The organism is Halorubrum halophilum (assembly GCF_000739595.1).
In the GTDB taxonomy this organism is placed as follows: domain Archaea; phylum Halobacteriota; class Halobacteria; order Halobacteriales; family Haloferacaceae; genus Halorubrum; species Halorubrum halophilum.
Genome location: NZ_BBJP01000018.1, coordinates 1 through 19,147 on the forward strand (window position 1 = coordinate 1; position 19,147 = coordinate 19,147).

The following is a 19,147-nucleotide window of genomic DNA, read 5'->3' on the forward strand; positions in this document are numbered from 1 at the left end:
GGGGGGGCGCCCCCCCCCCGCCGGTCCGGGGCGGTCGTCGCCGTGAACGACCTCGCCGTCCTCGGCCTCGCGGAGCCAGCGCTCGGGGCGGTAGGTCTCGGGCCTGTCCCACCAGCGCCCGTCGCGGTGGACCGCCCACGGGGAGAGCGTGAGCACGACGCCGGCCGGGACGCGGTACCCGCCGAGCGAAACCGGCTCGGTCGGCTCCCTGAAGAAGGAGTGAACCGGCGGGTACAGACGGAGCGCCTCGTCGACCGCCGCGGTCAGCGCGGGACAGTCGCGGAGGTCAGCGGGCGTCGGATCCCCATCGAGCGCTGAGATCTCCGCGTGAACCCGCTCTTGGAACTCGGAGGCGTCGGCGAGACAGTAGAGCGCGTACGTCAGCCCGAGGGCGCTCGTCTCGTGGCCGGCGAAGAGGAACGTCACCGCGTTGTCGACCAGCTCGTCGTCGTCGAGCGCCCCCAGCTCCGCGGCCGCGACGAGGGTCCCGAGGAGGTCGTCCGCGGCGCCCGGGTCGGTCGGCGGACCGGCGGCGCGGCGCTCCGCGACGAGGTCGCGTATCGTCTCGCGGAGGGCGTCGAGCCGCCGGCGGTAGCGTCGGTTTGTCGGAGTCGGGAGCCACTCGGGGAGGAACGAAGTCGGCCGGCGCATGTCGAACCGGTCGGTGATGGCCTCGGCCGCCGCCCGGACCGTCTCGCGCTCGCGCTCGATGTCGCTCCCGAGCAGGCTCTCCGCGAGGACGGCGAACGCGTACTCGGTCGATGCGGCGTGCACGTCGACGACCGCACCGTCCTCCCACGAGGCCGCCGTCCCGCGGGCGTGTTCGACCATCGCATCGCCGTAGGCGGCGACCTGTCCGCGGAAGAACGCCGACCGGATCGCCGCGCGCTGCTCGCGCCACGCCTCCCCCTCGGCGAGGAACAGCCCGTCGCCGAGGAGGCCGCCGAGCTGTTCGCGGGGCATCTCGCCTTTTACGAACCGGTCGTGGTCCGCGACGAGAATCTGTCCGATCGCCTCGGGATCGGTCACGAGGTAGCTCTCCGTGCCGAACACGTCGTACCGGACGACCCCGCCGTGCTCGGCGGCTCGCCGTTCGTAGAACCCGAGCGCGTCGCTCGCGAGCTCGTGGACGTTTCCGAGCACCGGGAGCCCGCCGGGAGCCGGCGGCCGCGTCGTGTCGCTCATACGATCGGATCGCGGAGGGAGCGCGCTGAGCCTTCGCACGGATGGGTCCGTGCGTTTTTAAGTTTCAAGTGGCAGGCGGACGCCACGAGCCGTATGCGATACGTCCGCGTGAAGTTCGCATTTCCGCCGTCGATTCGACATCCGATGCACGACTTCCTCGACGACGGCGACGGGTGGCGGACGGAGCTGCTGACGTGGCGTCGGCTCCCCGACGAGACGCTCGTCACGCTGTTCCGCGTTGTCGCCCCCCGAGAGCGGTACCTCGAACGACTGCGAGCTGTCGATCCGATCGACCGCTTCGAGACGGCTCCCGGCGACGACGCGTTCTACCTCAAGGCCTACGAACAGCTCGGCGGGCCGCTGGAGACGTTCCTCGGCGCGTTCGTCGACACGGAATTCCTCTCCGTCCCCCCGATCGTGTACCGATCGGGCGGCCGGCTGTCGTTCGGGCTGATCGGCCCGCCGAACCAACTGCGAGACGTGCTCTCCGCCGTTCCGGATTCGATCGACGTCACGATCGAACGGGTCGGGTCGTACGGGGGCGGTCGACGGCTGGCCGGCGTTGGCCTCACGGAGCGCCAGCGCGAGGCGCTCCGCGCCGCGCGCCGCGTCGGGTACTACGACGTACCGCGGTCCGGGTCGGTCGCCGACGTGGCCGAGGCGATCGGGTGTTCGTCGTCGACGGCCGGGGCCCACCTCCGCAAGGCGGAGGCCGCGCTCGTCGGTGCCTCCCTCGACGGGTGACCCCGGCGTGTCGGCGGTACAACTATACTGGTCCGTCTCCACGTTTCGCTGGAGTCTACTATGGAGATCTCAGAGAAGCTCCTTTGTCTGTTCAGCGCCGACGTTCGCGAGGAAGACGGCGAGTACGTCGTGGAGGTCCCGCGACGCGAGGTCGAGACCGGCTCGCTGGAGCCGGGCGAGACGTACCGCGTCGCGCTCATCTCTCGGTCCGAGTCCGAGACGGATGAGGGGACCGACGGGGGCATCGACGCCTCCGCGTCCCGGGCCGACGACGGGCCGCAGCCCCCGGTCGAGCCCGGCGAGATGCGCTACGTCGAGATCGAGGACCTCGGCAAGCAGGGCGACGGGATCGCTCGCGTCGAGCGCGGCTACGTGATCATCGTCCCGGACACGGAAGTCGGCGAGCGCGTAAAAATCGAGGTAACGGAAGTCAAATCGAACTTCGCGGTCGGGGAAGTCGTCGAGGAGTCGGAGTAGCTCACTCGTCGTCGTCGCTGTCGGCGGGTTCCGCGTCGTCGCCGGCGGCGGAATCGCTGTCGGCGTCGCCGTCAGCGCCACCCCCGGAGACCCGAGCGTCCCAGTAGGAGACGGAGGCCACGTAGTCGCCCGGTATCGTGTTGCCGACGAGCTCGTCGATCACGCGGAACGGCTTCGCGACGGGGCCGGGGAGCTCGCGGTAGAAGCCGTACGGCAGCACGAAGTCGTGTTCCTCGCCGGCGAGCGTCAGGTCCGCCGCGCGGAGCATGTCGACGACCTGCCGCTCGGAGTAGAGCCGGGAGCCCATCGGGAGCAGCCACGTGTACAGCGTCCGCAGGCTGCGGCCGTTGAACGTGTCGAAGAACACCTGATCGGCGCTAACGCGGCGCAGCTCGCGGGCGAACGGCACCGGGTCGTCCATCAGGTGGAAAAAGCGCATCGCGACCACGGTGTCGAAGTGATTATCCGGGAACGGGAGCCGAGAGGCGTCCCCGCGGACGAACTCGACCGTGTCCGAGAGCCCCGCCTCGGCGGCCTTCTCGCGCCCCTGTTCGAGCATCTCCCTGGAGATGTCGAGCCCGACGATGTCCGCGCCCCGATCCGCGAGCATGGTCGTGAACCGGCCGGTGCCGCAGGCGACCTCCAGCACGCGGTGTCCCTCCTCGATCGGTCCGAGCGCCGAGAGGACCGCCTCCTTCTCGCGCCGGTCGATGAGCTCTCCGCCGCCGGAGAACCGTACGTCCTCGTACTCCTCCGCGACCTCGTCGGCCTGGTACCAGTCCTGTCCCTTCACGTTGTCCGTACTGCACACCCGACCGACAAAACCGTACTGGATACGGTCGGCGTCTGCTCGGCGTCGGCGGCGTCGCCGACCCACGGGTCGGCCGACGATTCGATCGGCGGGACGGGCCTCCCACCTCGATCGACCGCTCGCTGAGCTGTGATATTAACACATTATATTATTGCAATCAAATTGCCCTATATGTAGCCAACCTTTACCAATAGGCGCAGACTTGTCGTGAAACATGAGTACCAGTCCCGCGGAGACCGCCGACCAGGACCGCCTCTCGGAAGCCGAATACCGCGATCGCTTGCGCGAACTCCCCCCGAGCGCCAAACTCGTCGCAAAAGTACTGGAGGGCGACGCCCCCCTCTCGCAGGGTGGCCTCGCCGAGGAGTCCCTGCTACCCGACCGGACCGTCCGCTACGCGCTCAACCGCTTGGAGGAGGAGGGGCTCGTCGACTCCCGCTACAGCTTCAAGGACGCGCGCAAGCAGGTGTACTACCTGACCGTCTGAACGGCGCGCTGATCCGCTTCTGCCCGTCCGTTCGAACGCTCGCCGGCCGGCTCGCGGCGCAGCCGCGTCGCCGGCCCCGCACAGAGCCCTTTTTAATCCTCGGCCTCGATACCCGACCGTATGGACCTCTCGGTCGTCGTTCCCACGCTCAACGGACGGGACCGGTTGGCCGCCTGTCTCGACGCGCTGGCGGCCCACGCTCCTGAGGCGGAGGTGATCGTCGCCAACGGCCCCTCCGCCGACGGCACCACCGGGATGGTGCGGGACCGCGAGGACGTGGACGTGCTGGTGGAGATCTCCGACCGCACGGTCAACGTCGCCCGCAACGCGGGCATCGAGGTGGCCACCGGCGAGGCGGTCGCCCTCGTCGACTACGACAACCGGATCGGAGCGGGGTGGCTTGACGCCGTCCGCGCCGGACTCGACGACGCGGACGCCGTGACGGGGCCGGTGACCCCGATCGAGCCGAAGGAGGAGCGCGACGGCGAGGCGTTTATCGACGAGGAACGCACCGAGAGCGACGAGAAGAGACGTGACGGCGACGACGAGGAAGACGGCCCGGAACGCCGAGCGATCGCGGGCACCGAGGTGACCTACTTCGAGGGCGGCAACGTCGCCTTCCGGCGCGAGACGCTTCGGGACTTGGACGGCTTCGACGAGTACCTTCACACGGGGGGTGCACGCGACGCGGCCCACCGGCTGGCGCAGATGGGGCGGACCGTGGCGTGGCGCGAGGGCATGGCGGTCGCCAAGGAGCTCCCGAGTCCGACGGCGGCCGACGGCGGCCGCAGCGCCCGGGAGTGGGGATGGAAGTACCGGGCGCTCGCGTACCGCCTCTTGAAGAACTACGGGGTCCGTCCGTCCGTCGTCGCGCGGGCCGGAACGCACGCGGCGACGGACGCCTTCGGAGCCGCCGGCGACGTGCTCCGTGGGGAATCCACCCCGTCGCGGTGGGTCTCAACCGGCCGCGACGTGATTCTCGGGCTCGCCGGCGGGAGCTCCGACGGCCTCGTCGCGCGGAGCCGCGACCGGAGCCCGGCGCGGAACCCGAACGGCATCTCGGAGCGCGCCGACCGCGCCGTCGCGAAGTACGACCGGCGATCGGAGGCAGAGGAGTGACGGACCGGCGGTGCGAGCCGCCGGCGACCCCGCGCCTTTTAACCTCGGCCGCCGCCAACGACCGGTAACGAATGGGACTCACGAAGCGGATCATCCCCTGTATCGACGTCGACCTCGACGACGACGGGGACGCGGCGGTGTACACGGGCGTCAACTTCGAGAACCTGGAGTACACCGGCGACCCGGTCGAACTGGCGAAGAAGTACAACGAGGCGGGCGCAGACGAGTTCGTCTTCCTCGACATCACCGCGAGCGCGGACGGCCGCGAGACGATGCTCGACGTGGTGAACGCGGTCGCCGACGAGTGTTTCATCCCCCTGACGGTCGGCGGCGGTATCCGCACCAAGGCCGACATTAAGGAGACGCTCCGCGCCGGCGCGGACAAGGTGTCGATCACGACCGGCGCCTTAGAGCGGCCCGAACTCATCGAGGAGGGCGCGGCGGCGTTCGGCAGCCAGTGTATCGTCATCTCCGTCGACGCACGCCGCCGGCACGACGACGAGGGCGAGCACTTCTACGAGGACGAGGACGGCGAGACGGTCTGGTTCGAGTGCACCAAGAAGGGCGGCCGCGAGGGCACCGGTATCGACGCCGTCTCGTGGGCGAAGGAGGCCGAGGAGCGCGGCGCGGGCGAGCTGTTCGTCAACTCCATCGACAAGGACGGGACGAAGGACGGGTACGACATCCCGCTGATGACGGCGGTGTGCGACGCCGTCTCGACGCCCGTCATCGCCTCCTCCGGCTGCGGCGGCCCCGAGGACATGTACGACGTGTTCACGGAGGCGAACGCGGACGCCGGGCTCGCGGCCTCCATCTTCCACTTCGGCGACTACTCCATCGAGGAGACGAAGGAGTACCTCGACGAGCGCGGCGTTCCCGTCCGGCTGTAGGCGGTGGCGTATCGGTGCGGCTGTGAGGCGGGGATATGCAGTGGCGATTGTCGGGGAAAGAAGCCGATTCGTTGTTTTACTCGAGGTTCAGTTAATTTCGGACATCAACGACTGTTGTTTCGCCGATCGCGACCGAAAACCAATACTTATTATCCGATCGGGAACAGACTGGGACATATGTCCACGTCATCGACGCGCGTCCGTGCCGAGCGGTCGGAGCTCGTCTGTAGGCGGAGCGACGGCGACTCTGACGGCGAGGAGGTGACGTTCTTCGAGCGGGACCGCGATCCCGACGAGCGGACGACCCGGTGGATCACGGTCGACGCGGCGGACTGCGTGCCGGCAGACGAGTGGCGATAAGTCCGGTGCAGACCGGTTTTTGCGTATTTTCGCCATAAACCCGTGAATTCCGAGCGCTCAGTGTCGGTTTATGAGCGCTCGGCTCAATAGCGACGGATACGTCCAAATCCCCAGCCGCGCCGACCGCGTTTTCATTTATAAGTGATCGTCGCGATCCGTCGACTTCGTCGCTGATCGGGCTCGATCCGAAACGGCGTCCGCGCGGGTTTTCGTTCAAACGGCGTACGCGCGAGCGGCCGCGACCAACGCCTTCCGGTAGTCGCTCTCGGAGGGGTCGGGGCCGAGCGCGAGGAACCGTTCCTTGAACGCGTCGACGTCGACGGCGTCGGTGTCGCTGCCGGCGGCGCGAGCGAGGTCGTAGATGCGGTGGTCCGGGCCGGCGATGTCGTGGCGCTCGACCAAGGCGAGCGCGAACGCGGCGTTGACCGCGGTGATCTCCGGGTCTGCGCCGCCCGTAACCGGCTGGGAGCCGTCCCGTGAGACCTCGGGGCGGTCGGCGACGGCGGCCGCGAGGGTCGATTCGAGGAAGCCGAGGAGCTTGTCCGCGGGCGCGACCGAGAGCGTGATGTCGTCGGCGTAGATGTCCTTCATGTGGTTCGCGATCTGGTAGCAGTGCGCGAGCTTGCGGCGCTCGACCTTCTCACCGGAGAGTCCGAGGTATAACGCCTCTTCCGTCGACTGAACGTGGGAGGCGTGGCCCTCCTCGTAGCGGGCCATGTGCGAGAGCTCGTGGACGGCGAGTTCGCGGGCCATCGCGCTGGTGGCGGCGCGCTTCGAGACGTTCAGGACGTGGTAGCCGTCGTAGTGGCCGGCCCACGTCCGCTCGTCGGGGTCCTCGCGCACCTTCACGTGGACCGGGTCGTCGAGAGAGCACTCGGTCTCGAACAGGTCGGCGGCGCCGAGAAACGGGTCGGGGGGGACATCCCCCTGCACGCGGAGATCCATGCGTACCGTTCACACGGGATAGTCGGGTAAGTCTCTTGCGCCTGTCGAAGCCTTTTCCGCCGTGCGGCCGAGTGCCTCTCGGTCGTTTCGGACGGTGCGGCCGCCGGAGCCGGCGTTACTCGCGCACAGCGCCGACGACGAGGTAGACGATCGGCGTGTCGAGGACGGCGATCGCGAGTTTGAGGAGGTACTGGCCGAGTCCGAGCGCGAGGAGGGCGCTCGGCGGGAGGGGGTTCCCGACGCCGAGCAGGATCGGGGCGACGTAGAACGCGACGCCGACGAAGATCGCGGTGTCGATGGCCTGACTGCTGGCGGTCGACGCGAGGTTGCGCAGCCACAGCATCCCGCGCCCGGTGCGGTCGCGGATCGCGTGGAAGACGAACACGTCCCAGTTCTGGCTCACGACGTACGCGAGCAGACTCCCGGCGACGATATTGGTCGCCGGGCCGAGAGCCGTGTCGAAGGCGGCGGCGATCTCCGGGTCGATTCCCGGCGCGGCGAGCGTGGACCAGACTAAGGCGAGCACGAGGAAGTTCGCCAGGAAGGCGACGTTGACGACCACCTGCGTGGCGCGACGCCCGTACAGCTCCGCGTAACAGTCCGACGCCAGGAACGTCAGCGCGTACGCCAGCGCGGCGCCCGGCAGCGTGATCTCGGGGCCGATCACCGGGAGCGCGAACGGCAGCGGGAGCGCGAGCACCTTCGCCGCGGTGAGCTGCGAGGTGGCCAAGGCGACGACGAACAGCGTGATCAGCCCGACCGCGGCCACCGCGGACCGATCGAGCGGGTCGGCCGCGAACGGGCCGTCACTCCCGGTCCGCGTCGCCGTCCCTTCACTCATCGTCGCCTCCGGTGGGCTTCGACGCTCTCTCGACCGACTCGTCTTCGAGCCGGTCGTGGCGCGCGTCGATCTCGTCGAGCACGTCGAGCGTCTTGCGGATCGACGCGCGGACGGCGTCGCTGCGGTTCACGAACTTCCCGTCGTCGCCGACGTGCTCGTCGAGGTCGTCGAGCAGCTCGCCCGGGATCTCGACGCTTATCTTGGGCATACCGAGCCGGTCGACGCCGGACCGATAAGAGCGTTCTTATTCGAGTATTCCATGAAGAATATCGTGTGGCGGCGAGCGCGGTCAGACGCCGGCGGTCCGTCTCGAACTGCGACAAATTTATAATTATCTATCATGTAGTATAAGGTGGTGGTATGTGTGACCACACCAAACCGCGGGCGGGAGAACGGGCATCGTCGGATCGCGGGCGCGGCCCCCGACGCTGACGCGCTCTACCGGTTTCTGGAGTGCCTCGTCGGCGGCGGCGCTGCCGCGGTCCTCTTTCTGTTCTCGCTGCCGGCGTTGGTCGAGCTGACGAGCCCGCTCCGATCGCTGTCGCCGATGTGGCTCGTGTTCGCCTTCCTCTTCGCCTGGCTGGCGTTTTGGGCGGTCATCGGCGCCTCTCGCGAACGGATACACGGGTGAGAGGGCGATCGGGGTCCCCGCCGGGCGTTCGTCGCGAGAGCGCCGCCGCCGACCGCGCCGGGACGCGAGAGACCCCCGACCGCCTCACTGCGGACTCGGCGTCCCGATCCCGGACCATGCGCCGCGGTAGCGCTCCCACAACAACACCGCGGGCGGAAGCGCGATCACGGTGAATCCGAACGAGTACACTACGCTCAGCGCCATCAGGAGGCCGAAGTCACCGAGAACCGGGGTGATGGCGAGCGCGAGCGCACCCGTCCCGAGCGAGGTGGTGAGCATGCTCCCGAGCAGGGCGCCGCCCGTCCCCGAGAGCGTGATGATCATCGATTCGTAGGCGTCCGCGCCCGCGTTGAACTCGTCGATGAAGCGGTGCGTCGCGTGCACCGAGTAGGCGATCCCGAGTCCGATCGAGATGGAGAGGATCGTCGCGGTCAGCGCGTTCAGCGACATCCCGAGGAACCGCATCGTCCCGAGGAGGAACGCGATCGCGATCAGGATCGGAAAGAGGTTCACGATCCCGAGGAGCGGCTTGCCCTCCAGGACAGCGTACGCGATGACGAGGAACACTCCCGTCAGTCCCATCGCGAGGATCAGTCCTTGGATCGCGGAGTCGAAGATGATGTCCGTCACCGCGTCGAAGACGACCACTTGGCCGGTGGCGGTGGTCTCGTACCGGAACTGCTCGGCGAACTCGCGAGTGTCGGCCGCGGCCTCGGCCTGCGAGGCCCCGGACTCGATCGCGTAGTCGACCTGCGCGCTCCGTCGGTCCGGGGTGAGGTACTGCTCGGCGCGGTCGCCGGACGCGGAGGCGAACAGCACGTCGTAGATGCGGTCGAGGTTTCGGTCGGGGATCCCGTTGCCGTCGACGTCGTTGCGGGCGATCAGCTCGGCGAACTCCGGGTTCTCGTCGGCGTGGGACCGCATCACCGTCACGATGCTGGTCGGCCGCGCGGCCCCGCCGTCGCCGACCGCGAGCGACTCGGGCGGGTCGTCGTTCGGGTCTGCGAGGGCCTCCAGCGCGTGGCCCTCCTCGAAGTTCCCCTCCACGTACAACTTCACCGTTTGGTCCTGATTGGTCGAGAAGCGGTCTTCGAGGAGGTTCAGCGTCTCGGCGACGGTGTACTCGCTCGGCGCGAACGGCTCCGGGAGCCCGGTCACGTAGTCCGGCTGTTCCTCGGGCGGGAGGAAGTCCTCGGTCTCGAAGGAGGTGTCGACGCCGCTGCCGTACGCCGCGGCCATCCCGCCCGTCACGAGCAGCACCACCACGAACGCGATCGGCGCGTACTGGCTGACCTGCGCCGGGAACGTCAGGAGCTTCCCGAGCGCCGAGTCCTCGGAGGAGATCGGAGCCGAGTTGAACTCGGGGACCCCGTACCGCTCTCGTAGCCTGTCGACGACCAGCTTCGCCGCCGGGAGGAACAGCCCGAAGATCAGGAACGTGAACACGATCCCGATCGCCGAGGCGATCCCCATGTTCCGGATCGGCGTGAGGTCCGATATCACGTTCGCGCCGAACCCGAACACGGTGGTCACGGTGACGATGATGAACGCGATCATCAGCTGGTTGTTCGCCTCGCGCATCGCCTCGGTGGCCTCGTATCCCTCGGCGGTCTCCTCGCGGTAGCGGTTGATGATGTGGATCCCGAAGTCGACCCCGACCGCGAGCAACAGGACGGGGACAGATATCATCTGCTGGTTAAAGGGGATCCCGGAGAACCCGAGGAACCCGAACGTCCAGATGACGGTCATCAGAAGCGACAACAGCCCGAGCGCGAGGTCGATCGGATCGCGGTAGGCGACGACCAGGAACAACAGCAGCAACAGCACGACGACGGGCATCACGATGGTGAGCGAGTCGCCGATGACGTTGGCCGTCTCGGCGTTCGTTATGCCGGTCCCGAACGCCGTGATATCCCCCGGCTGGTCCGCCGCAATCGTCCGGATCGACGTCTGGATCTCCTGGCGGTCGCCGTCGGAGAACCCCGCCGGTACGTCGTGTGTGACGACCGTAATCGACGCCGACGCGCTCGCGCTCGTCGGGTTGAAGTCCGTCGACAGCGGCCTCGTGAACCCGGAGTTCTCGGAGAGGTCGCGAACGACCTGCCGGACGCGGGTCTCGCTCGTCGACTCCAAGACGCGCCGCTGTTCGGCCGCGGTGGTCGCCGAGGGGTCGATCGCCTGTGCGACCACCGTGGCCGGTCCGCTCGTCGAGGCCACCCGGAGGTCGTCTCGCGACTCGACCTCCTCTAAGACCCGGAGGTTCCTGACGAGCGCCTCCTTGGTGAGGACGTTGCTCCCCGAGTGGATAACCTGCGTGCGCTCGTCGCCGGCCGCGAACGGGTCCTCGAACTCCTGGTTGACGGCGTCGAGCGCCTCCTGCTCGTCGAGGCCTTCGGTGAACGAATCGGTGGCCTCGGTGTCCGTGCTGACGAGGCCCATTCCGCCGGTGAACACCACGGTCAAGACGAGGAACGCGACGATGACTCGCCGCGGACTGTCGATGATCGCGTCGTTGAGCCGCCTCGTCCCGGCCTCGATCTGCTCACCGAGCGGCATCGGCTACTGCCGCCTCCGGTACGCGACGAGCCCGGCGGTCCCGACGATCAGGAGCGCGACGACGATCAGGGGAAGCGGCAGCCCGCCGCCCTCGGCCTCGACGACGTCGATGGGGACCCGGTAGGTGTCGGTCAGGTGGCTGTCGCCGTCCGCGTCGTCGTACCGGAAGTCGAGCGAGATCGGGTACGTGCTCCCCGGCGTCGCGGTGCCCGTCGCGGTCAGCTCGAAAGTCATGGTCGCGGTCTCGCCGGGATCGAGCGATCGGACGTACCCGCTGTCGGTGTCGCCGGTGTCGAGCGGGTCGTTGGCGAAGAGCCGAGCCTCGACGTCGGCGGCCGTCTCGTCGAGGTTGTTCGTCACCGCCACGTCGACGGTCCGGGTTCCACCCGACTCGATAGTGCGGTTGGTGATCTCGACGCCGAATCGGTCGCGTTCTGGGGCGACCGACGCGTCGAGGGCGAGCGTCTCGTCAGCCCGCCGCTCGCCCTCGTCGTTGCGGTATCTGACCGCGAGGTCCACCGACCGAAGGCCGTCCTCGGCCTCGCCGCCGACGGCCATCGGGAGCTCAAAGTCGGTCGACTCTCCCGACCCGAGCGAACCCACTGCCGCCGAACTCTCGATCGGGATCAGAGACGGGTCGTCGCCGGTGTACTGTACCACGACGCTTCGGGCCTCGACCGGGCCGTCGTTAGTCACGGTGCCCGAGACCGCACCGTCCTCGCCGACGCGCAGGTCGGACTCGACGTCGCTCACGGAGAACTGCTGTTCGGCGAGGGGGACGACGCCTGCCGCGAGCCCCTCGTCGACTCGTTGGACCCCGTCAGTGGTGTCGAATCGGACGGACCCGCTGAGGGCGTACTCGCGCATCGGGGCGTCCGGCGCGAACGTCACGTCGTACGGGACGGTCGTCGTCTCGCCGGCGTCCAGCTCACCGATCCGCGCGGCGTCGGACGCTGCCTCGCCGAACCGGAGGCCGGCGCTCGACGACTCCAGCGAGACGACCGCGTCGCTCGCGGCGCTCGCGCCGACGTTCTTGATTTCGGCTTCGAGCGTTCCGCCGTCGCCGATCTGGGCGTCCGTGGTCGTGTTGACGATCCGGAAGCGGGCGTCATCGGTGACCTCGAGCTTGACCTCCTCGGTGACGGTCCGCTCTCGGTCCTCGGTGACGCCGCCCGACTGCTGGCGGGTGTACGAGTACTCGAGCTCCACGTCTAGCTCGTAGGTCCCCTCCTCGACACCCTCGGGAACGGTCACGGCGATCGGCGCCTCGCCGGGTGCGCTGTCGGTGACGGCGCCGATCGCGACCGTTCCGGTCTCCACGTCGAGGGCGTTGTCGTCCGCCTCAGCCGTCACGCGGACGTTTCGCGCGGTCGTGACGATATCTCGGGTCTGTGCGGTCCCGAGGTCCATGTCCCCGTTGTTCGAGATCTGGAGGGAGAGCTCGTTCGTCCGGCCGGGAGTCACCCGCGGTGAGGTCGTGGTCACGCTCAGGTCGGGCGACCCGCGGACGAGTCCCCCACTCTGCGGTCGGGCGGTCGGATCGGTCGGCGCCGCGCCGTCGAGGGCGGCGACTGAGTCGCCCGCGGTCGGGCCGGCTGTCGCCGTCCCGGCCGGCGTCGCGCCCGCGACGAACCCGACCGTCCCGCTCGTTACCAGCAGCGCCGCCGCGATCACGGCGAGGATCCGCGTCCGTCTCACGCCCATCCCCTCGCGGACGAAACGGGTCGGTTAGGCGGTTTCTCGTCGAACAACTCTCGTGGCCAGTCCATGGGATCCCTGACGCTCACGAATCAATAAATATTTTGTTTCTGCGTTCTAAATCGGCGATCGATGGAAGGAAACCGTTCGCCGACCTCCGTCCGTTCGTCACGCATATGAGTCGGTTCACCGACCGCGATCGGGAGCGCATTCGGACTCGGCTGATCGAGGCCGGCCGGGAGCTGTTCGAGCAGTTCGGGTTCGATCGCACGCGGATCAGAGACGTCACCGAGGCGGTCGGAATCGGTACGAGCACGTTCTACCAGTTTTTCGACTCGAAGGAGGCGCTGTACGTAGAGGTGTTACTGGCCGAACGCGCGGAGCTTGAGGAGCGCGTCGCCGAGGCGGTCACGGCGGCCGACACCCCGCGAGAAGAGGTGCGCGCGTTCCTGTCGACCCTGTTCGCGGAGGTGCGGTCGAACCCCCTCATCTCGACGCTGATCGTCGACGGCGAGCTGCGCAAGCTACAGGACCGGATCGCCGCCGTGGAGGAGGACGGGGAGCCGATCGCTCCGCACGCACACGAGTCGGACCTCCCGTACGCCGAACGGTGGGCGGAGATCGAATCGATCCGGTACGACGACCCCGAGCTGATCGACGGGCTGTTCGTCGCGCTCCTCTTCACGGCACGCGCGCGAAACGCCCCGATCGGGACCGACAGCGACGCTGCCGCCGAGCGCGTCGAGGACGCGCTGATCGAGACGATCGTCGACGGGCTGTTCGTGGACTGAGCCGGACTGGCAACCCGCTCTCGTTCGGTTCTGCGCCCGCTTCGCACGCGCTTCGGTCGCGATCCGTCCCTCCCGTATTCGCGATCGTTCCTCCCGTATGCGACTCACCCGCACGCGAACGCCGTAGCGAAGCGGTTAAGGGCGAACCACGGGAAATACGGACAACTCGCTGGTGCGGACACAGCGGGCACTCGCCGCCGGAGCCGGCCTTGACGCCGCGATGGTCGTCAACGCTGCGCCCCGGGACGAGACGACATGTGGCCGCTTCGCGGCTGAATCGCAACCGTCCGCGGACAACATATGGCACGAAGCTTCTACTCGCACATCAAGGAGGCGTGGCGGTCCCCCAAGGAGGGGAAACTGGCAGAGCTGCAGTGGCAGCGCAAACAGGAGTGGCGCGACGAGGGCGCCATCGAGCGCATCGAGCGTCCCACTCGCTTGGACAAGGCCCGCGAGCTGGGCTACAAGGCGAAGCAGGGCGTCATCGTCGCCCGTGTGAGCGTCCGCAAGGGCGGCTCCCGCAAGCAGCGCCACAAGGCCGGCCGCCGCTCGAAGCGGCAGGGCGTCAACCGGCTCTCGCGGCGCAAGTCGATCCAGCGTATCTCGGAGGAGCGCGCCTCGCGCAAGTACCGGAACCTCCGCGTGCTCAACTCCTACTGGGTCGGCGAGGACGGCTCCCAGAAGTGGCACGAAGTGATTCTGGTGGACCCGAACCACCCCGCGATCGAGAACGACGACGATCTCGGCTGGATCGCCTCGGACGACCACAAGGGGCGCGCATTCCGTGGGCTCACCTCCGCCGGCACGAAGGGTCGCGGTCAGCGCACGCGCGGGAAGGGCACGGAGAAGACCCGCCCGAGCGTCACCGGCAACGACCGGCAGGGTAAGTAACGGTCAGTCGATCGCGTTCCGACCGACTTCTCTCGTTTATAGGAGCGCAGTCACCTGTCCCGAACCGATCGATGGACAAGACATTTGTCAGGTCTTACAGATCCCCAGCGTATGCCCTCCCCGCTCGCTGCTCCCTCCAAACTCGTCAGTGGTCTCCTCGATCGCTCGCGCGCCGGCTTCCGCTGGCTCAAGCCGGACAATCAGATGTTCACGGTCGGCGTCGTCGTTTTCGTCACCCTCGCGGCAACCCTCGGAATCGTCGCGCTCGGCGCCGCCTTCGACGCGACGATCGACCGCGAGGTGACGGTCGACAACCCCGACCGCCCGCCGGAGTCGACCTGCGAGGCGTTCGGCGACGACGAGAACCCGGTCTTCGCGGAGCAGTGCGACGAGCCCGAGCGAATCGACGTGGACGTGGGCGAGGAACTACAGAGCGCGTCGGGCGACTACGTCGGCTACGCGCTGATCGGCGTGCCGATCTGGTGGGCGATCTTCGCGCTCGCGCTCCACGGCGGGGCGCGCCTCGCCGGCGGCGCCGGCTCCCTCGGCGACTCGTTCGTGATCGCGGCGTGGGCGATCGCCGCGGAGCTGGCCCGGCTGGTCGCCGGGCTCGCCGCGATCTGGCACGCGCTCGCGACGACAACGGTCGACGGGACCACGATGGAGTCGATCGCGAGGGAGATCGTCGCGGCCATCTCCGCGATGCAGGGGCCGCTTCTGGCCGCCTCGGCGGTCGTGATCGGGGTCCAGTGGGTCGTGGTCGTCGGCGGACTGGAGGCGTACCACGACCTCGATCGGGGGGTCGCGGGCGTGGTCGCGGGCGTCTTCGCGCTGCTCGGGTTCGTGCTCGCGGCGGTGTGACGGCCGGCGGGCGAAGGGCCGAACCGGCTCCACCGACGTCCGCGGATTCGGGAGTTTTTAACCCGGTCGGGGTCCCTCTCCCGACATGATCCTGTCGGACGCGGACATCCTCGACCGCCTCGCGGACGGGGACCTGGTGGTCGAGCCGCTCGACGACGTCGACCAGCAGGTCCAGCCCGCGAGCGTCGACCTGCGGCTGGGCGAGCGATTCCTGGAGTTCCAGCGCACGAACATCCCCTGTATCCACCCGACCGAGGCCGACGAGGTCGGCGAGTACGTCACGGAGACGACCGTCCCGAAGGGCGAGGAGTTCATCCTCCACCCCGGCGACTTCGTGCTCGGGACCACCACGGAGCGCGTGGAGATCCCGCCGGACCTGCTCGCGACCGTGCAGGGCCGGTCCTCGCTCGGACGGCTCGCGATCGTCATCCACGCCACCGCGGGGATCGTCGATCCGGGGTACAAGGGCCAGATCACGCTGGAGCTGTCGAACCTCGGTACCGCACCCGTCGCGCTCACGCCCGGGATGCGCGTCTCGCAGCTCATCTTCACGGAGCTGAAATCGCCCGCGAACCGCCCGTACGGGACGGAGCGCGGCTCGAAGTACCAGAACCAGGACGGCCCGCAGGCCTCCCGGATCGGCTCCGATCCGGAGTTCGACGGGGACGAGGAGGGCACCGATTCCGGCGCCCCGGAGGGCGAGTCATGAGGTTCATCGAGGAGGTCGTCGTCGACGAATTCCTCCCGACCGTGCGCTCGATGCTGGCGGAGGACCTCCGCGAGCGCGGGTTCACCCAGCGCGAGGTCGCCGACGCGCTCGGCATCTCCCAGTCGGCGGTCTCGAAGTACGCCCACGGCGACGTGGCCCGTCACGACCGGATCGTCGGCGACGAGCGCGTCCGCGAGCTCGTGGAGCGCGTGGGTGAGGGGCTCGCGGCGGGGGAGATGACGCCGGTCGCGGCGCTCGTCGAGATCGAGGTGCTCATCCGCCGGCTGGAGGAGGGCGACCTTCTCGCGGACCTCCACGAGGAGGCGATGCCCGCGCTCGCCGACGCCGAGGTGGAGTTCTCGGTCCACGACCCGGACAGCGGGCTCCGCGAGCGCGAGCGCGTCCTCTCGTCGGTCCGTCGCGGGCTCCGCACCCTGACGAACGCCTCCGGCTTCGCCGGCCTCATCCCGAACGTCGGCGCCAACGTCGCCGAGTGCCTCGACGGCGCGAAGACGATCGACGACGTGGCGGCCGTGCCCGGGCGCCTCGTCGACGTGAAGGGGCAGGCGATGGTCCCCGGCGAGCCCGAGTTCGGCGTGAGCGAGCACGTCGCGACCGTCCTGCTCGCCGCGCGCGAGGCGGGCGCGACCGCCCGCGGTGCGGTGAACGTTCGGTACGCGCCCGAGACCGTCGAGGCGCTCGGGGCGTCGCATCCGACCGTGGAGTTCGACCCCGAGCGGCCGACGAGCGAGGCGGTCGCCGACGCGGTCGCGGGCGCGGAGCGCGCGGTCGACGGGAGTTCCGGCGACGGCGAGGAGACCCTCGTCCTCTACCAGACGGGCGCGGTCGGCGTCGAGCCGATCGTCTACGTGCTCGCGCCGACAGCGGCCGACGCGGCGCGGATCGTCCGCGGGCTGGTCTGAGCCGGGCCCCGACGGCCCCGAACCAGCGGGCTTTAGGCCCGTATCCACGACACTTCGATACACACCATATGAGCCACGACGACTTCCCCACCGACGACCCGGCGGTGGTGACCTGTGGACTGCCGTACGCCAACGGCGACCTCCACATCGGCCACCTCCGCACCTACGTCGGCGGCGACGTGTACCGGCGCGCGCTCGAACGACTCGGGCAGGAGACCGCGTTCGTCTCCGGCTCCGACATGCACGGCACCCCCGTCGCGGTCAACGCCGAGCAGGAGGGGGTCTCTCCCGAGCAGTTCGCGCTCGACTGGCACGAGCAGTACGCCGCGACGTTCCCGAAGTTCAACGTCGAGTTCGACAACTACGGCCACACCCACGACGAGACGAACACGGAACTGACCCAGGAGCTGGTCCGCGACCTCGACGAGGCCGGCCACCTCTACGAGAAGGAGATCATGGTCGCGTACGACCCCGTCGACGACCAGTACCTCCCGGACCGGTACGTCGAGGGGACCTGCCCGTACTGCGGCGCGCACGCCCGCGGCGACGAGTGCGACGAGGGGTGTCAGCGCCACCTCGAACCCGGCGAGGTCGAGGATCCGGAGTCGACGATCACCGGCAACCCCGCGGAGTACCGCGAGCGCACGCACAAGTTCTTCGACGTCTCCGAGTTCTCGGAGTACCTCTCCGGCTTCCTCGACCGGCTTGAGGGGACCTCGAACGCCCGGAACCAGCCCCGCGAGTGGATCGAGCAGGGGCTGCAGGACTGGTGTATCACCCGCGACATGGACTGGGGGATCGACTATCCGGGTGACGACGGCGAGCAGGATCTCGTCTTATACGTCTGGGTCGACGCCCCGATCGAGTACATCTCGTCGACGAAGCAGTACTCCGAGCGCGTCGGCGCCGACGCGTTCGACTGGGAGGCCGCCTGGAAGGAGGGCGCGAGCGACGCGCACCCCGAGGGCGGCGAGATCGTCCACGTGATCGGTCGCGACATCATCCAGCACCACACGATCTTCTGGCCCGCGATGCTGGAGGCGACCGACCACACCGAGCCGCGCGCCGTGATGGCCAGCGGCTTCGTCACCCTCGGCGGGAAGGGGTTCTCCACGAGCCGCGACCGCGCGGTCTGGGCCGACGAGTACCTCGACGAGGGGTTCCACCCCGACCCGCTGCGCTACTACCTCGCCACCAACGGCGGGTTCCAGCAGGACGTGGACTTCTCGTGGGAGAAATTCCGCGACCGCGTGAACACCGAACTGGTGGGGACCGTCGGCAACTTCCTCTACCGCTCGCTCCTCTTCGCCCACCGCAACTACGACGACGCCCCCATCGCGGAGGCGACGAGCGACGAGGTCGACGAGCGGATCGAGGAGGCGATCGCCGACTTCGAGGCCGCCGTCAACGACTACTCCGTGCGCGCGGTCGGCGACGCCGTCACGGATCTCGCGCGGTTCGGCAACGAGTACATCCAGCGCAGCGAGCCGTGGAAGCTCGTCGACGACGACCCCGAGGAGGCCGCGCAGGTCATCCACGACTGCGTCGCGATCGCGAAGGCGATCGCGGTCCTGTTCGAGCCGGTCGCGCCCGAGAAGTGCGAGCGCCTCTGGGACCAGCTCGGCGAGGACGGCTCGGTCCACGAGGCCACCGTCGAGGCGGCCCGCGAAGGCCCCGCTGGGGACCTCGCGGAGCCAACGGAGCTGTTCGAGCAGATCGAAGACGAGCGCGTCGAGGCGCTGAACGAGAAGCTGGAGTCGCGCGTCGCCGACACGGAGGACGGTGAGGGCGGCGACGGCGACGAGAGCGAGGACGAACCGGCCGACGAAGGCGCTACCGACGACAGCGGCGACACCGACGACATGACCGACATCGAACCACTCAGCGACGACCGCATCAGCTTTGACGACTTCCAGGAACTCGACATCCGGATCGGCCGGATCGAGGACGCCGAGGGCATTGAGGGCGCCGACGACCTCCTGAAGCTCCGCGTCGACCTCGGCGCGGAGACCCGGACGATCGTTGCGGGGCTCAAGCAGCTTCACGACGTGGACGACCTACCCGGAACCAAGGTCGTCGTGCTCGCGAACATGGAGAAGGCGGAGCTGTTCGGCGTCGAGTCGAACGGCATGGTGCTGGCCGCCGGCGAGGAGGCCGACCTCCTCACGACCTACGAGGACGCCGGGCCGGGGACGAAGGTGAAGTGAGGCGGAAGTCGCTCCTCTCCG

Annotated in this window: 20 protein-coding genes; 13 read left to right on the plus strand and 7 right to left on the minus strand. The window is 68.7% G+C overall.

What is annotated here, in order from left to right; genetic code table 11:
• On the minus strand, positions 1-1,185 hold a 1,185-nt coding region (locus tag ACP96_RS06590), incomplete at its 3' end, for a cytochrome P450 (protein ID WP_082222479.1).
• 93 nt (positions 1,186-1,278) lie between these two features.
• Between ACP96_RS06590 and ACP96_RS06595 the strand changes: the two genes are divergently transcribed.
• Positions 1,279-1,929 carry a helix-turn-helix domain-containing protein gene (locus ACP96_RS06595; RefSeq protein WP_050032731.1) on the plus strand — a complete coding sequence of 217 codons (651 nt, stop codon included), beginning with the start codon at positions 1,279-1,281 and terminating at the stop codon, positions 1,927-1,929.
• 60 nt (positions 1,930-1,989) lie between these two features.
• Positions 1,990-2,406 carry a TRAM domain-containing protein gene (locus ACP96_RS06600; protein ID WP_050032732.1) on the plus strand — a complete coding sequence of 139 codons (417 nt, stop codon included), beginning with the start codon at positions 1,990-1,992 and terminating at the stop codon, positions 2,404-2,406.
• 1 nt (position 2,407) lies between these two features.
• Here ACP96_RS06600 and ACP96_RS06605 read toward each other — a convergent pair whose 3' ends face one another.
• A complete protein-coding gene (locus tag ACP96_RS06605) occupies positions 2,408-3,199 on the minus strand; it encodes a class I SAM-dependent methyltransferase (RefSeq protein ID WP_050024601.1) in 792 nt (263 codons plus the stop codon).
• Between the two features lie 232 nt (positions 3,200-3,431).
• On the opposite strand from ACP96_RS06605, the gene ACP96_RS06610 reads away from it, so the two are divergent.
• The 4 genes from ACP96_RS06610 (at position 3,432) to ACP96_RS06625 (ending at position 6,073) form a co-directional block, all read left to right on the plus strand.
• Entirely contained in the window at positions 3,432-3,704 is a 273-nt protein-coding gene (locus ACP96_RS06610; protein WP_050024564.1) for a helix-turn-helix domain-containing protein, read from the plus strand.
• 120 nt (positions 3,705-3,824) lie between these two features.
• Positions 3,825-4,823 carry a glycosyltransferase gene (locus tag ACP96_RS06615; protein WP_050032733.1) on the plus strand — a complete coding sequence of 333 codons (999 nt, stop codon included), beginning with the start codon at positions 3,825-3,827 and terminating at the stop codon, positions 4,821-4,823.
• 71 nt (positions 4,824-4,894) lie between these two features.
• Positions 4,895-5,713 carry an imidazole glycerol phosphate synthase subunit HisF gene (gene hisF, locus ACP96_RS06620; RefSeq protein WP_050032734.1) on the plus strand — a complete coding sequence of 273 codons (819 nt, stop codon included), beginning with the start codon at positions 4,895-4,897 and terminating at the stop codon, positions 5,711-5,713.
• 177 nt (positions 5,714-5,890) lie between these two features.
• A complete protein-coding gene (locus tag ACP96_RS06625; protein WP_050024570.1) occupies positions 5,891-6,073 on the plus strand; it encodes a DUF7511 domain-containing protein in 183 nt (60 codons plus the stop codon).
• A 213-nt stretch (positions 6,074-6,286) separates the two neighbouring features.
• On the opposite strand, the gene ACP96_RS06630 is transcribed toward ACP96_RS06625, so the two are convergent.
• The 3 genes from ACP96_RS06630 to ACP96_RS06640 all read right to left on the minus strand — a co-directional run bounded on the left by ACP96_RS06630 (position 6,287) and on the right by ACP96_RS06640 (position 8,067).
• A complete protein-coding gene (locus tag ACP96_RS06630; RefSeq protein WP_050024571.1) occupies positions 6,287-7,018 on the minus strand; it encodes a DUF5781 family protein in 732 nt (243 codons plus the stop codon).
• A 115-nt stretch (positions 7,019-7,133) separates the two neighbouring features.
• Positions 7,134-7,859 (minus strand): queuosine precursor transporter, encoded by a 726-nt coding sequence (locus tag ACP96_RS06635; RefSeq protein ID WP_050032735.1) that lies wholly within the window; start codon positions 7,857-7,859, stop codon positions 7,134-7,136.
• On the minus strand, positions 7,852-8,067 hold the full coding sequence (locus tag ACP96_RS06640) for a ribbon-helix-helix domain-containing protein (RefSeq protein WP_050024576.1): 216 nt from the start codon (positions 8,065-8,067) through the stop codon (positions 7,852-7,854). Before ACP96_RS06640 ends, ACP96_RS06635 begins: the two co-directional genes overlap by 8 nt.
• Before the next feature lie 156 nt (positions 8,068-8,223).
• Here ACP96_RS06640 and ACP96_RS06645 point away from each other — a divergent pair, with 156 nt between their 5' ends.
• Positions 8,224-8,490 (plus strand): hypothetical protein, encoded by a 267-nt coding sequence (locus tag ACP96_RS06645; RefSeq protein ID WP_050032736.1) that lies wholly within the window; start codon positions 8,224-8,226, stop codon positions 8,488-8,490.
• Between the two features lie 84 nt (positions 8,491-8,574).
• On the opposite strand, the gene ACP96_RS06650 is transcribed toward ACP96_RS06645, so the two are convergent.
• Positions 8,575-11,046, minus strand: coding sequence for an efflux RND transporter permease subunit (locus ACP96_RS06650; RefSeq protein WP_050032737.1), 2,472 nt, complete (start codon positions 11,044-11,046; stop codon positions 8,575-8,577).
• Between the two features lie 3 nt (positions 11,047-11,049).
• On the minus strand, positions 11,050-12,750 hold the full coding sequence (locus tag ACP96_RS06655) for a COG1361 S-layer family protein (protein WP_050032738.1): 1,701 nt from the start codon (positions 12,748-12,750) through the stop codon (positions 11,050-11,052).
• Positions 12,751-12,920: 170 nt separating this feature from the next.
• On the opposite strand from ACP96_RS06655, the gene ACP96_RS06660 reads away from it, so the two are divergent.
• The 6 genes from ACP96_RS06660 (at position 12,921) to metG (ending at position 19,126) form a co-directional block, all read left to right on the plus strand.
• Complete coding sequence (locus ACP96_RS06660; RefSeq protein WP_050032739.1) at positions 12,921-13,535, plus strand: TetR/AcrR family transcriptional regulator; 615 nt, start codon at positions 12,921-12,923, stop codon at positions 13,533-13,535.
• A 300-nt stretch (positions 13,536-13,835) separates the two neighbouring features.
• The gene (locus ACP96_RS06665) at positions 13,836-14,426 is read left to right on the plus strand and encodes a 50S ribosomal protein L15e (protein ID WP_050024580.1); all 591 of its coding nucleotides are present in this window, start codon (positions 13,836-13,838) and stop codon (positions 14,424-14,426) included.
• Between the two features lie 111 nt (positions 14,427-14,537).
• Positions 14,538-15,287 (plus strand): YIP1 family protein, encoded by a 750-nt coding sequence (locus ACP96_RS06670; protein ID WP_050032740.1) that lies wholly within the window; start codon positions 14,538-14,540, stop codon positions 15,285-15,287.
• Positions 15,288-15,372: 85 nt separating this feature from the next.
• Positions 15,373-15,996: a dCTP deaminase gene (gene dcd, locus ACP96_RS06675; protein WP_050024585.1), complete on the plus strand. Its 624-nt coding sequence runs from the start codon at positions 15,373-15,375 to the stop codon at positions 15,994-15,996.
• Positions 15,993-16,919, plus strand: a complete 927-nt coding sequence (locus ACP96_RS06680; protein ID WP_050032741.1) for a thiamine-phosphate synthase family protein — start codon at positions 15,993-15,995, stop codon at positions 16,917-16,919. The genes dcd and ACP96_RS06680 overlap by 4 nt, the downstream gene beginning before the upstream one ends.
• 68 nt (positions 16,920-16,987) lie before the next feature.
• Positions 16,988-19,126 (plus strand): methionine--tRNA ligase, encoded by a 2,139-nt coding sequence (metG, locus tag ACP96_RS06685; protein WP_050032742.1) that lies wholly within the window; start codon positions 16,988-16,990, stop codon positions 19,124-19,126.
• Positions 19,127-19,147: the final 21 nt, after the last annotated feature.